Annotated in this window: 9 protein-coding genes; 7 read left to right on the top strand and 2 right to left on the bottom strand. The window is 38.5% G+C overall.

From position 1 onward, the window contains the following. The first annotated feature begins 34 nt into the window (after positions 1–34). The 3 genes from I6J02_RS12980 (at position 35) to I6J02_RS12970 (ending at position 4,502) form a co-directional block, all read left to right on the top strand. On the top strand, positions 35–1,663 hold the full coding sequence (locus I6J02_RS12980; protein WP_201678313.1) for a DUF4139 domain-containing protein: 1,629 nt from the start codon (positions 35–37) through the stop codon (positions 1,661–1,663). Positions 1,664–1,744: 81 nt separating this feature from the next. Further along, entirely contained in the window at positions 1,745–3,055 is a 1,311-nt protein-coding gene (locus I6J02_RS12975; protein WP_201678312.1) for a DUF5103 domain-containing protein, read from the top strand. Beyond that, on the top strand, positions 3,024–4,502 hold the full coding sequence (locus tag I6J02_RS12970) for an amino acid permease (RefSeq protein WP_236581862.1): 1,479 nt from the start codon (positions 3,024–3,026) through the stop codon (positions 4,500–4,502). Before I6J02_RS12975 ends, I6J02_RS12970 begins: the two co-directional genes overlap by 32 nt. A 32-nt stretch (positions 4,503–4,534) precedes the next feature. Here I6J02_RS12970 and I6J02_RS12965 read toward each other — a convergent pair whose 3' ends face one another. Beyond that, on the bottom strand, positions 4,535–4,951 hold the full coding sequence (locus tag I6J02_RS12965) for a response regulator (RefSeq protein ID WP_201678310.1): 417 nt from the start codon (positions 4,949–4,951) through the stop codon (positions 4,535–4,537). Then, positions 4,948–6,855, bottom strand: coding sequence for a PAS domain S-box protein (locus I6J02_RS12960; protein ID WP_201678309.1), 1,908 nt, complete (start codon positions 6,853–6,855; stop codon positions 4,948–4,950). The genes I6J02_RS12965 and I6J02_RS12960 overlap by 4 nt, the downstream gene beginning before the upstream one ends. 403 nt (positions 6,856–7,258) lie before the next feature. Between I6J02_RS12960 and I6J02_RS12955 the strand changes: the two genes are divergently transcribed. The 4 genes from I6J02_RS12955 to I6J02_RS12940 all read left to right on the top strand — a co-directional run bounded on the left by I6J02_RS12955 (position 7,259) and on the right by I6J02_RS12940 (position 15,120). Next, the gene (locus tag I6J02_RS12955) at positions 7,259–9,265 is read left to right on the top strand and encodes an FUSC family protein (RefSeq protein ID WP_236581859.1); all 2,007 of its coding nucleotides are present in this window, start codon (positions 7,259–7,261) and stop codon (positions 9,263–9,265) included. A 382-nt stretch (positions 9,266–9,647) separates the two neighbouring features. Continuing rightward, positions 9,648–10,214, top strand: coding sequence for an RNA polymerase sigma factor (locus I6J02_RS12950; protein WP_201678307.1), 567 nt, complete (start codon positions 9,648–9,650; stop codon positions 10,212–10,214). 101 nt (positions 10,215–10,315) lie between these two features. Next, complete coding sequence (locus I6J02_RS12945; protein ID WP_201678306.1) at positions 10,316–11,443, top strand: FecR family protein; 1,128 nt, start codon at positions 10,316–10,318, stop codon at positions 11,441–11,443. Between the two features lie 191 nt (positions 11,444–11,634). Continuing rightward, complete coding sequence (locus I6J02_RS12940) at positions 11,635–15,120, top strand: SusC/RagA family TonB-linked outer membrane protein (protein WP_201678305.1); 3,486 nt, start codon at positions 11,635–11,637, stop codon at positions 15,118–15,120. The last annotated feature ends 3 nt before the right edge of the window (positions 15,121–15,123 follow it).

Raw genomic sequence — 15,123 nt, 5'->3', positions numbered from 1 at the left:
ATATGCCCTGCATCCTTGTCCAAATTTCACTATTATGAAGATCGAAACAACCATAACAACAGCTCTTTTTTGTCTGTTAGCAATCACAGGAGCAAACGCACAACAATCAAAAATTGTTAAAGCAGATTTAAAAGATGTCACGCTGTATATAAATTCAGCTGAACTCAACCATCATGCGAATCTGATATTACCCATAGGTACAAGTGAAATTGTATTTACACATGTAGCCAATGGAATAGATGAAAACAGTATACAGATCGGCACGTCGCCGGACGTCACTGTTATGTCTGTACGTGCGGCCCAAAATTATATACAGACAGATGTAAAAACAGATGCTTACTTAAAAGCCGAACAGGCTTATCAAAAAGAGGAAGATATCTTCAAAACATTGCAGAATCAGAAGTCTACGGAAGAAAGTGTTCTGAAGTTATTGGAGAGTAATCAGAAAATCGCCGGAACCAATGGCAATACGACTGTGCTGGAACTTTCCAAAATGGCAGACTACTACAAAACCAAATACCTGGAAGTAAAGAATAACATTTCAGCTTTGGAAGATAAGATTACAAAGCAGAAGCAAATATTGGAAAAAGTCCAAATTCAGCTCAATGAGGTAAAAGGCCAGAATACAGGTTCAGGCGGACAGCTTATTGTACAGGTATTAAATAATAAAGCAGGCAACCAACCCTTTGATGTGACGTACCAAAGTCCGAATGCTTCATGGTATGCGTCCTATGATTTGCGTGCTGCAAATACAAGTTCACCTTTACAGATCATATACAAAGCAAATGTCACCCAGCTCACAGGTGTGGATTGGAAACAGGTACATCTTACATTAGCAACAGGAAGTCCGACTCAATATGGAATGGTACCTACATTACAACCCTGGTCTCTCTATTATCAATCCAATATGCAGCCAGGTTACTCTGCTCAACTCAGAGGAAGAGTAGCGGGCATCGCACTGGATGAGAATAGGCTTGAGGAAGTGGTAGTCGTGAATGATAAAAAAGCAAAAGCGAAAAGCAGTATCAGTGCTTATACGCAACAAGTCGAAAATCAACTTAATACCACTTTCGATATTGCTATTCCATATGATATTGCTTCTAATGGTAAACCGCATAGTGTTTCCCTGAAAGAATACAGCCATACGGCTAATTATACATATACGGCTGTTCCCCGTCTGGATCCGACAGTATATCTGATGGCAGAGCTTACAGATTATGAAAAATTGAATCTGATGCCGGGAGCCGCAAACATCATGTTTGAAAATATGATGGTGGGTAAAACAACGATCAACCCTAACAATACATCGGATACCCTGAAATTAAGTATGGGCAGAGACAAAATGATCAGCATCAAACGGGATAAAGTAAATGATCTGTCACAGACAAAAGTATTTGGAGGTAGTAAAAAACAAAGCTTCGTATACGAGATAAGCATCAAAAACAATAAGAAAAACGGTGAAACGATCCTGCTGGAAGATCAATTCCCGATCTCAACAGATAAATCTATGGAAATCACACTGGATGATGACGGTGCTGCAGAAGTAAACAGAGAGACAGGAATTCTCAGATGGAAAGTAACCGTTCCTTCGGGTACAACCAAGAAAGTCAGATTTGGATACACGATCAAATATCCGAAAGACAAGCAACTAAATATTTATTAAAAAATGATTATCTTAGAAAACCGCTGTATGTTTACAGCGGTTTTTTTAGTTTTAAACCTTTAAGTCCTTATTTTTGCAGGCATGAATAAATGTATAGCGTTAGGTGTGGTCTTTTTCTTTATTGCCGGCATCAGCTACGGGCAAAAGAAAAAGAAGAAAAAAGATAACGATTCGGATCGCTCCCCTAAACAGGAGCTTATATACGACAATATCAATTACCTGCCCAGCATACAATCTGTACAACTCTATCCGGGTACTGCTGAATCTACTCTACCTGTTATTGATCTGGAACAAAGAAATCAATTGGTATTGAGCTTTGATGATCTGCGGGCAGATATCCGCAATTTTTATTTTAGTATCGAACATTGCGATGCAAACTGGATACCCAGCAGACTTTCTCCATTGGAATATGCGGAAGGGTTCAATGAAGGACGAATAGATAATTACTCCAGTTCAAAAGCCACTTTTCAGCCATACACAAACTATCAGGTTAATTTTCCGGATGAATACGTGGGGCCTAAACTTCCCGGTAATTATCTGTTGAAAGTTTATGAAGACGCAGACAAGAGCAGGCTTATTCTGACGCGTAAGTTCTATGTGATCCGCAAACTGATGAGCTTATCGGCCAAAGTAACTCCTTCAACAATAGTAAGTTTGCGTAATAAAAATCAAAAACTGGATGTATTTGTAAAGACAGGAGCCGTCACAGTTACCAATCCACAAAGAGATTTGCGTGTAGTGGTTTTACAGAATCAACGTACAGACAATATGATGAGTCTTTCTGACCCTATGTTTGCCGGAGCAACAGAGATCAACTACAACAACAGTCAGACTCTTGATTTCAAGGGTAACAATGAATTCAGGTATGTAGATTTACGCAGTCTGAAATTAGGATCCGAACGAGTCAGCGGTATCCGTATGGATTCGCTGGTGAGAGTAGACCTTCATCCTGATGAAGATAACAGTGCTTCCACATATGCTTCCACATTTGATGAAAACGGAAAATTCTACATCCGCAATATGGATCAGCGGGAAGCTACACTCGAAGGAGATTATGCCCAGGTAACCTTTTCTTTAAAAACAGATCAGGCGATAAAAGGTGATATTTATATTGTGGGCGGATTCAACAATTACCAACGTACATCAGCCGGAAAACTGCACTACAATGAAAGTCTTAAATTGTGGCAGGTTGTATTGCCGCTAAAACAAGGATTGTATGACTACGAATACGTCCTGCAAGACACTTCAGGAAAAGTTAGCACAGATGCATTTTCAGGAAGTTTTTATCAGACAGGCAATAATTATCAGATCCTTCTGTACAACCGTAAAATAGGAACCTTCTGGGATGAGCTCCTGGGATTTGGAGAAGTCAGTATTAATAATCGTAAATAATCATACAGCAGTGGAAGAAAACACTTCAGAAAAAAAAGAGTTAAACAGAGGGTTAAAAAACCGTCATATTCAACTGATCGCCTTAGGTGGTGCTATCGGTACCGGTTTATTTTTAGGGATAGGTCCAGCTGCAGTATTAGCCGGCCCTGCTGTTATCCTGGGGTATGCAGTAGCAGGGGTTATTGCATTTTTTATTATGCGTCAGTTGGGTGAAATGGTAGTAAATGAACCTGTTTCGGGAAGTTTCAGCCATTTCGCTAATAAGTATATGGGGCCTTTTGCAGGATTTTCTTCCGGCTGGAATTACTGGTTTCTGTATATTCTGGTCAGCATGTCCGAACTTACCGCTATTGGTGTGTACGTACAATTCTGGTGGCCTGAAATCCCTTTATGGCAATCCAGTTTATTCTTTTTTATTGTTGTCAATGCACTCAATTTAGCTTCGGTCAAAGTCTACGGTGAAGCCGAATTTTGGTTTTCCATTATCAAGGTATTGGCTATAGTCGCTATGATTATTTTTGGAACGTACCTGTTATTCAGCGGTTCCGGAGGTGAACAGGCTTCTGTTACAAATCTGTGGAATGACGGAGGTTTCTTCCCGAAAGGTTGGTTATCAGAGGACGGCAAAGGTGGATTTCAGGGATTGCTGGCAGCCATGGCACTCATTATGTTCTCTTTCGGAGGGTTAGAGCTGATTGGGATTACTGCTGCAGAGGCTGAAAATCCGGAGAAAAATATCCCGAGAGCTACCAATCAGGTGATCTATCGAATATTGATTTTCTATGTTGGAGCATTGATTATTCTGTTTTCGCTGTCGCCATGGCGAAATATCACAGCAGGTAGCAGTCCGTTTGTCATGATCTTTGAAAATCTCAAAGGATTTCAGTTTTCACTGTTCGGAAATACATTTTACTTTACCTCCATCATTGCCAATGCACTTAATGTTATTGTACTGACAGCCGCTTTATCTGTATACAACAGCAGTGTGTATAGTAATAGCCGTATGTTGTATGGATTAGCCAAACAGGGTAATGCTCCCCGTTTCCTGCTCAAACTGAACAACAATCATGTCCCTATTATGGCGATATTGGTTTCAGCAGCATTTGCTGCAATTTGTATTGTGATAAACAAGCTGATACCGGAAAAGGCATTGGGAATTCTGATGTCTCTCGTTGTGTCTGCGTTAATCATCAATTGGCTGATGATTTCTATCACACATTTATACTTCAAAAAGGAAAAAATTAAAGAAGGAAAGAAAACATTATTCCCCTCCTTTCTATATCCTGTAAGTAACTATATCTGTCTTATCTTTCTGGTCGGAATATTAGCGATGATGTGGATAACAGGCCTTAAGATTTCGGTTGAACTTATTCCTATCTGGTTGATTCTGCTTTATCTGGGTTATCTGATGGTAAAGAAACGCAAAGCGAATCAGATTGAATCCTGAAAACGATACTAGTATTGATCTAAGGCTGATAATTATTGATTATCCGCCAGATATTCTTTAATATATCCGAAAAGCCTGTCCTTTGTGATAGGCTTTTCTATATATTCATTAATAAATACATAATTATGGATTTTCTGTTTATCCGTAGTGCTTGTTGATGAACTTAAGATATAGACAGGTATATGCAGTACAAAGTTTATTCCTTCCTGCATGATTTCGTCCATCATCTCCCAACCTGACAAAAAAGGCATATCGATATCCACAAAAAGAATATGCGGAAGCTTATCTTCCTCATGCTGATACAATCGAAAGTAGTTCAAAGCCTCCAGACCATTTTCGAAGACCTGAACCTGAACAGGTAATTCCGAAAAATTTTCCAGCATCTTACTGAAGATAAGTCTGAATATAATATCGTCATCAACAATAGCTATACGTAAGGTCTCTATCATATGGTTAGAATAGGTACATCCTGATGTAAATAAAAATGTACGGTAAATATACTTCCATTACCGGGTTCACTTTTGACTGTGATTTTTCCTCCCAGTGATTCTATCTGGCATCGTGTCATAAATAAGCCGACTCCTTTACTATCAAATCCTCGATGAAATGTTTTCCTGAATTTAAAAACCTGATTACCATACTTTTGAAGATCTATCCCCACACCGTTATCTTCAAAACTCAGGCATACATTATTTCGGTCCTGATATGCACGGATATGGATATGTGGACGCTTCCCTTCAACAGAATATTTTAACGCATTACTGATGAGGTTTAGCATAATACTTTCCAAATATATTCTGTAGTAGTAAATTCCTTTCACTTCAAAGTCTGTTGTTACGACCGCTTCTTTAGTTTGTATTTCAACGATAAATTGCTGAACAACCTTATTATAGATTTGATCAAAGTCACAGTAATGAAAAGGAATAGTCTGTTGGTTACGAATTTCAAGAATCTCAATCAATTCCTGTAAAATCTCTGTTAGTCCGTCACTGCTGGATTGCAACAACTGCAGATATTCCTCTTTATCATTTTCATTCTCTGCCGTCAGGATTTCCTGAATAAGCATTTTTATATTGACTACAGGTCCTCTCAGATTATGTGCTACGATCTTATTAAACTCTTCTAACTGCTGAATTTTTGTTTCGAGATCAAACATAGCGGTTTTTAACTGATTTTTCTGACGTTCCAATATTTCCACATTCTTTTTGGACAGGCTGATATCCTGTACCTGGGCAATATAAAAGATAGTGATTCCCTTTGCATCTGAAACTCTGGAAGACGTCAACAGACACCAGACATAATGTCCTTTTTTGTGCCGGTAACGTTTCTCTATCGTATAACTATCCAACTGACCCTTTCCGAGTTTTTCCAAATTCTGCACATCCATTTCCAGATCTTCAGGATGAGTATATTCATGGAAACTCAGGGTGGTTAGTTCAGCAAGTGTATACCCCAGTATTTTACATAATGTCTTATTTACTTCCAGACACACGCCTTCCTGATTAACCATAGCCATACCTATACCCGAATACTGGAAAGCCTGATTGAATTTTTGTTCATTGATTCGTGTCATTTCTTCCCGTCTTATACGCTCCGTAACATCCGAAACAATGACTGCTACCCGGTCTTCCATGAAACGGATGGGGCGGGTCTGTATTCTATACCAGTTGTCCTTATGGGAATCAAACGGAGACTGATATTCCATTTCATTAGAAATTCTTTCTGTTAAAGAATTCTGTATAAGGGCAAGAAATGATATAGCCAGATCAGCAGGGAACAATTCCTCTATGTTTTTATTCAGAAAATAATCGGGAACATAAAACAGGCTTTGGGGATCATTGACCCAATAATTGAGGATAATACCTTCAGCAGTAGCTTCGAATACAATGTCATCTAATGATGCAACCAACAGATGAAGCTGTTTTTCATTTTCTAAAGCCTTGCGGTTTACTTCCATAATCCGGCTCACATCTGAAAATGAAGTCAGGATAAAAGGAGTATTTCCAATACATATCTGTGTAACATTAAGATTGTGCCAAACCATCTGTTTATTTCCCTGAACAGATACCACAATCACATCTTTCTGTGCTACACCTGTTTCAGCAGTGATATTAACCGGAAATTTCTCATAGGAAAAAGGAATAAAATGCTCATCACAGAAAGTAGCAAACAGCTCAAAAACATTCTTTATTAAACATGATTCTTTTGGTATGTTCAGAACCCGGCTTGCCTCTTCATTCCAGAAAACCAATTTGCCATCAAGACTTGATACAACCATACCTTGAGTGGTTCCATTAAGTATAGGTAATAGTACCTCATCGACTGACAGATTTTCAAATTCCTCTGAAAGCATTCTCTCTTGTGGTTTATTATTCAATATTTAATTACCCTATTACAAAAAAGTCAGGTGTTTGAATCCAAAACTTTTTCAAGGTGGTTTAGACAGCGATCAACGATTGTTGGGGAATATCTATAATATAGTATTACATACTTATTTACATTGCAGAACTTAGAAAAAGAAAATGGATTTCTATCTAAAACATACTGAAATTCATAAAAAAGTAAATTTTCCGACAATTATATTTTAAATGTAGGTATTTCCATTATTTATTTCGGTGTTTGGCCAAATATTTTTTAAAACGGAATTATCAGACGGCGTTTGAATTACATTGTCATTTTTAAGATTGATTTTATATGCAGGCATAATAGATCCATAAATATTTATATTTTTGCACAAAATTTAAATGTCTGATTATATGGCATTCTATGCGCTTAAGCACAGAATTTCTTCGATTTCAAAACTTGTTTTCCAGTTTATTTCAGCGGAAAACAGTGGGGATGCTTTTCGCAATATTTTCACAACACTTGTACCCAGCATTATAGTCTTTTACTGCGGACATCTGGATACTGCCATTACGGTAGGTATGGGTGCATTATTATCTTCTCTTACTGATCTACCCGGCAACCGGCAGGACAAATGGAAGTCTGCAAAATGGTGCATACCCTTATTTTTTACAGCTTCATTTGCTACTGCTTACGCCATCTCTTCCGCCTGGCTCCTGCTTCCCTTACTCATTGCATCAGGTTTTATATGCGCAATGTTATCGGTATTTGGACTGCGGGTAGGAATTACCGGTACTCTAACCCTTATTCTGGTCAGTTTTGTGGTGGGTTTATGGCCTTCGCATCCGTTAACCTTCAGTATAGGAATTACTTTAGGTGCAATATGGTTTTATATGGTCAGTATTCTGCAGGCTTATATAGTACCTTACCGTTCATTACGCCATGCCATGGCTGATGGTTTTCTCAGTATGGCTGTATTGCTTCAAGCCAAAGCAAAATGTTATGATGAGCTTATTCCATTAGATAAAGCATACAGAGAACTCGGAAGATTGCATATTCAGGTAAGCGATCAACAGGAGACTATACGATTCCTTTTGCTAAGAGAAAAAAAACTGATTTATTCTGAAGAGGGAAAAGTCTGGTTGAATCAAGTCTATCAACTGATTGATCTGTATGAACTATTAATGGCTCTTGACCACGATTACGAGTCTATCCGAAAAACTCTGGAACCTACAGGCGCACTTGAACACATCCGTAAGCTGATTATCAGGATAGCCGGAGAAATAGATTTATTAGCAGCAAACTACTCCAGAAAGATATCGGATAAGCACAATAATCATATGGAGATTCCCTCATTACTGAATGGGCTTATCGCTATACGGGATAAGCAAGAGGGCGAAGCTTATTCCATTTTAAATGCGACTATACGTAATATCCAGTTGATTCTCGATTTCATTACACGTATACGATCTACATCCGATGCGAAGGTATTTGATTCGGTAAAGGAAAATGAATACCAGCATTTTCTTTCCTTGCCGCCACGCGGATGGACTGCAGTCAAAAATCAACTCAGTTTTCACTCCACGATATTTCCATTTGCCTTACGACTGGCCGTTTTATTTGGGTTAGGCGGACTATTCGGTATGCTCCTTCCGGAATACAGATATACCTATTGGATTCTGCTAACTATTGCTATTGTAGCACGACCGGGTTTTGTAACTACTCAACGCCGCAATTTCCAACGCATTACAGGTACACTTACAGGTATTCTCTTAGGAATATTGATTCTGAATCTGATTTCCAATATATCCATACTCCTTATTATAGCAGCAATATGTCTTTATGGTTTTTTCCTGTTCAACAAACCGAATTACCTGGTCAGTGTGCTGTTTATTACGGCAGGGATTGTCATTACTTTAAATAGCTATGAGGGAAATATCGACCGTATACTGGGAAGCCGTATCATATTTACGCTGATCGGATGCCTGTTGGCTGTAGCAGGTTATTTCTTTGTTCCGATAAGGCAGAAGCGCGGTATGTTAAATCTTGCTGATCTGGTCGTACAACATAATGATCAATATTTTAAAGCCGTTGAAGGACAGCTGCACGATCATCAATCTGATATATATGAGATTCGCCTGGCAAGAAAAAAAGCACAAACAGCACTGGCTTCATTTTCAGATACCATCACGCAGTTACAGAATGAACCCGGTAATAAAAAGAAAGACTGGTCTGATGCGAACACCTTTCATGCTCTTGCTTATCGCATCAATTCACTGATCGTAGGATTATCTATCAATGTTACAGTGCAAAATCAGTCAGCTGTAAAATCACAGCAACTGGAGGTACGTATTCAGGCGATACAGAATCTTCTGAATGAGCTGGATCAACTGGCAAAAAGCCTGAGGAAGACGATGTAAAACATTGTTCTGTATTCATTCCCTTTTATTATCAAGATAATTATCTCAGATTTTCAGTTGGGCAATTGAATGATATTGCAACACAAATCTCTATAAGATTTTTAAAACCAGACAGATTCTTTTATTTTTAAGGAAACTGCAGCAAGATATTTCACTAACTATTGCTGCAAAAATGATAATGATGTATATGCAGAAACGAAATTGTTGCAATCAAACGCTTGTACATTTTAAATTAACCTTTTACAACTCTTGCTCTTATCTTTTGTTACGAAATATCTAAAATACTTAGAGAATGGCGTGCAGTAATAGATTCTCAATCAGTTTAAAACCATCTATTGCACTAAATGCCACTAATTTATTACATTTGTCCGCACCCAAGCACATGAATACAAGTACAGAACATACCTACCTGCCTTTGTTAGCTAAAATCGCTAATGATGATCAGCATGCTTTTTCTGAACTGTACGATATATTTTACCCATCCTTGTCCCGGCATATTCTTCAAAAAATTGATGATAGTGCCGTAGCCGAAGATTTATTGCATGATCTCTTCCTTAGTTTATGGAAAAACAGGGAGAATTTGGTAAAAATAGAATCTCTGCCGGCTTACCTCTACTCTTCCTGTCGATATCTTGTCATTGCCTACTATAAGAAAAAAACAGCAGTAGAATATTACGATGATTTGTCTGATTATGATCTTCTTCTAGATGAGCAACCTTTGGAAGAACGCTTGCATTACCGCTATATACTGGATATTGTAGAACAGGAGATAGAGAATTTACCTGAAAAATGTAAACAGATTTTCAGACTGAGCAGAGAACAATTCAAAACAAATAAGGAAATTGCAAAAGATTTTGATATTTCCGAATCTACTGTAGAAAACCATATTAACAAGGCTATCAGACGATTAAAATCCGTTACACGTCAGTTTTTTCATCTTTTCCTATAATAGTTCAAAAAAATAAAAAAAGAAGTAGGTACTATCTCCTTCGAGTCTCACTACATATATACAACCGAACTGTAAAAGTTATCAGCTAGCAGCCGTATATTATGAAAGCAGACAAGAAGATCAGTCGTATTCTAACTAAATATTTGCGCAGGCAAGAGAGCGTTGAGGAACGCAAAACATTGTACAAATGGTATGATGAGCTCGATCATGTGCATACAGATGTCGACCCAAAGTCTTCTCAGAAACGTACAAAAGCAAAACTTCTGAAAGAAATTAATCCATCATATACCATCAGACCGCTATGGTATAAAATGGGAGCAGTAGCTGCTTTATTGCTGATCGGGTATTTTGGTTATATGTATTATAATGCCTGGAACAGTTTCACTCCTATGGATGCGCAGGAAATCGCGGCTATAGTTCCCGGAGAAAATAAAGCTACTATAACTCTGGCGGATGGTAAAATAATAGATCTGAATGAGTTGGATCAAAACCAATCGCTCACAAATGGTAGCAGACTGTTTATCATGGATTCTTCCGGTCAGGTTACATATGTCAATAAAACACCCTCTTCAAATCCGGGTAAATTAAATACACTAAAAACACCTAAAGCCGGACAATACAGTATCGTTCTTTCTGACGGCACCAAAGTATTTCTTAATGCAGAATCCAGCCTGACATACCCCGAAACATTTGGTAGCACCGATCGTATTGTCACCCTCCAGGGAGAAGGCTATTTTGAGGTAACTAAAGATCCGAACCATCGCAAGTTTATCGTAAAAACCACAAAACAAACAACAGAAGTACTGGGTACAAAATTTAACATCAATGCTTACGAAGATGAACCCTTTGTCAAAACTACCCTTGCTGAAGGGTCTGTGCGGGTAAATCCAACAAATAAAAACATCAGTCCGATAACCTTAAAACCTGACGAGCAAACTGTATTACAGGCAAATATGATACGGAGTCAAGAGGTAGATGCCAGCTATGCTATAGGCTGGACACAGGGACAGTTCTGCTTTGACGGAACCAACTCTGAAGAAGTACTTCGGCAAATTGCACGCTGGTATGATGTGGAGATCGAGTATGCCAACAAAAATGCGATCACATATAGTGGAAAAATCCCAAAAAATCTATCGCTGGATAAACTTATAAAACTACTGGAGTTCGCAGATATAAACGTACAGGCAGTGACCAATGCACAAAACAAACGAAAATTAATCATAAACTAACCTTAACTAAAAATGAAAAGAATGGAATACAACTACGAAACCAGCTAAACCAGACAGTAGCAGTAAAACAAAAAATCCGGAAAGTGCGCCAACACGATCCGGACCGATACGTTTAGCTGCTAAAAAACAGTGGCAATTGTTTTTTCTAATTATCGAATAATTAAATTTTACATCTAAACTTAACAAAGTTAATGAAAATTAATCTAAACCGTCTTTCAAAAAAAGACGAAATGCATGCTGCTATACAACGAAGCAAGGACGATACATTACCCTCCTGTCTCTTTCATCAGCTCAGCAAAATGCATGCAAATAAGACACTAACAAGTATAGTTATGAAAGTGCAAATTATAGCTTTCCTGATGGGGATAGGGCTATTACAGGTACATGCAAATTCGTATGGACAAAACATCACGTTAAAGCACAATAGTATCACGCTGGAAGGCACACTCAAAGAGTTTGAGAAACAAAGTGGTTATGTCTTTTTCTATAAAAAGGCAGATGTAAATCCTGTAAAAAACCTTTCCGTTCATCTGGAAAAAACACCTTTAAGACAGGCTTTAAATACGATCCTCAAAGACGCGGGATTCAGTTATGAATTTTTTGATAAAACTGTGGTTCTGAAGAAAAGACCTTTACAACGGCCTCAGGCAGTCATTAAGGAGAGTGTGCTCATATCGATACCTCAGCAGGTCTATATCAGAGGAAAAGTAATAGATGAAAGTGGAAAGCCTGTAGCAGGTGCTTCTGTACGATTGAAGTCAGATTCAAGAAAAGGCGTCATGACTACTCCAGATGGTGTATTTAACTTGCCGATCACTGCACAGAACGAGACAGTAATTATTTCATCTATCGGATTTAAGACAACAGAAGTAAAAGTTAAGCTGGAAGATTCCCCCATTACTGTTCGCTTGGAAAAATTGGAGCAGACAATGAAAGAAGTTGTGGTATCAACAGGTATTTTCAAAAAGGAAGATAAAAGCTTTACCGGATCCTCCAGAACGGTAACAGCCGAAGAGCTAAAGCAATTTGGCAATCGCAATCTGGTCACTTCACTACGGAATATTGACCCTTCTTTTAATATTATTGAAAGTAACTCATTTGGATCCAACCCTAACCTCATCCCGACAATAGAAATACGTGGAAATTCGAGTATTCCGAATGTGGGAGAAATTCAGAATGAATCTAATACACAACTGAACACCCCTTTAATTATTCTGGATGGTTTCCAGTCTAACTTAAGAACACTATTAGATATCAACGAAAATGATGTTTCATCCATCACCATCTTAAAAGATGCTTCAGCGACTGCCATGTACGGATCACGTGGAGCAAACGGGGTAGTTGTCATCACTACCAAATTGCCAAAGCCCGGCAGATTAAGAGTGAGTTTTGGTTCTAACCTGAATGTGGAAAATGCGGATCTTGGCGGTTATCATTTACTGAAATCAAGAGACAAACTGGAACTAGAGCGTCTGGCGGGATATTATAATTCCCCAAATGCTTCTACCGATGTTCCATTAAAACGTTATTATAATTTTATTCTGAATGAAGTAAACAGCGGTGTTGAAACCGATTGGTTAGCTCTTCCTCTGCGCACTTCTTACGGATTACGGAACAATCTTCGTCTTGAAGGTGGTGATGGTCAGTTCAGGTATTCGGCTGCGGTACAAAGCAACAATATTGCCGGAGTAATGAAAGGATCGGATAGAAATACATTCAACGGAACGATTATCCTCTCCTATACCTATCAAAATTTACTCTTCAGAAATTACCTGAATATAAACAATGCTAAAAGCAGTGAATCTCCTTATGGTGAGTTTTCAGACTATGTCAAACAAAATCCATACTGGCGTCCTTATGATGAAAACGGTAACGTAAATAAATTACTTGGAAATCCTGGAAACCGAGATTACGATCAATACTGGAGTACACTACCCACCAACCCATTGTATAATGCGACGCTGAACACATACGATAAAAACAATTCAACTAAGATTACAAATAATACTTCTGTTGAATGGCGCATTATTCCTGAATTAAATCTGCGGGCACAAATAGGAATTACCAAAGAAAACATTCAGGGAGATCGCTTCAGACCAGCCGAACACACAGCATTTGCCAATTACTCAGGAGTCGATCTGATACGAAAGGGTGATTATAAATATTCCATCGCAAACGGATTTTCTTATGACGGATCATTGAATATGGATTTCAACAAAAAAATTAAAGATGTACATGCTATCTATGCAGGTGCCAGTCTGAACATGCGACAAGACGAATTCTCGACTTATAGTTTTATTGCTGAAGGTTTCCCTAATGCTAATCTGGATTTTATCACGATGGGCTTACAGTATGCCAAAGGCGGAAAACCTACAGGTAATGAGCAATTTAACAGGGCTATCGGCTTCGTGGCGAATCTGAACTACATCTATGACAATCGTTATTTTGCTGATTTTGTATACCGCAGAGATGGTTCATCTCAGTTTGGTGCCAATCAGCGATTTGCGCCTTTCTGGTCAGCGGGTATAGGCTGGAATATTCATGAAGAGGTTTTTTTTAAGGAGAATACTAAAGTCAACAGATTAAAATTAAGAGGATCTATCGGAACTACAGGTTCTACGAATTTTAATTCATATCAGGCAATGACTACCTATGCATACTTTACGGATGACCGTTATTTCAACTGGAACGGAGCATATTTATTAGGATATGGTAATGAAGATCTTAAATGGCAGCAGGCCTTAAAAATGAATATCGGAACAGATATAGAGCTGTTCAACCGCTATTTATTGCTGAACACAGATTATTATGTAGAAACGACCCGGGATTTGGTATCCTCTGTGAATACACCTGCTTCAAACGGTTTCCCGTCTTACACAGCTAACATAGGTCGCTTACGCAATAAGGGCTTTGAAGTTCGGGCAACTGTCTTTCTTAAAAAACAGGTTGATGGATTTATGTGGTCTGTCACAGGAGCAGTCCTCCAAAACCGCAACAAAGTTATAGAAACTTCGGCAGCGTTGAAGGAAGCACAAAAAGCTATACAAAATATGCAGTCAGATGCCCGACAAATGTATGTGGAAGGCTATTCCAGTAATGCCATCTGGGTAGTCCCATCCTTAGGGATAGATCCAAGTACGGGTAAGGAGCTTTACCTTGGTGCAGATGGTAATCCGACATATACATGGAGAGGAAAGGATGTAATTGCTGTAGGTAACACAGACCCGGATTTATTTGGAAATTTCAGTACAATGATCCGTTACAAAGGTTTTGTTTTCAACACTTCTTTTCGTTACAGAATAGGCGCACAACAATACAACAGTACTCTAGTAGAGCGGGTAGAGGCGTCCAATTACAAATACAATATGGATGAACGGGTATTCTTTGAAAGATGGCAAAAGCCGGGAGATAATGTTCCGTTTAAAGGGATTACAAACACGACTCCAACCTACAAATCTTCACGTTTTGTTCAGGATGAAAACACGCTCATCATGCAAAATTTTAATATTCAATACAATTTCGCCGGAGCAGCCTGGTTGAAAAAAATGCGCTTTGAGAATATCAATATTTCAGCCGATGTAGCCGAACCGATGTATCTGTCAACCATTCGTAGAGAACGAGGCACTATTTACCCCTTCTCCAGACAATTTTCCTTAAGTATTAATGCAACATTCTAAAAA

Source organism: Sphingobacterium spiritivorum, from assembly GCF_016725325.1.
Classification (GTDB): Bacteria; Bacteroidota; Bacteroidia; order Sphingobacteriales; family Sphingobacteriaceae; genus Sphingobacterium.
The sequence above is the reverse complement of the archived record's forward strand: the minus strand, read 5'-3'. Positions and strand labels throughout refer to the sequence as shown.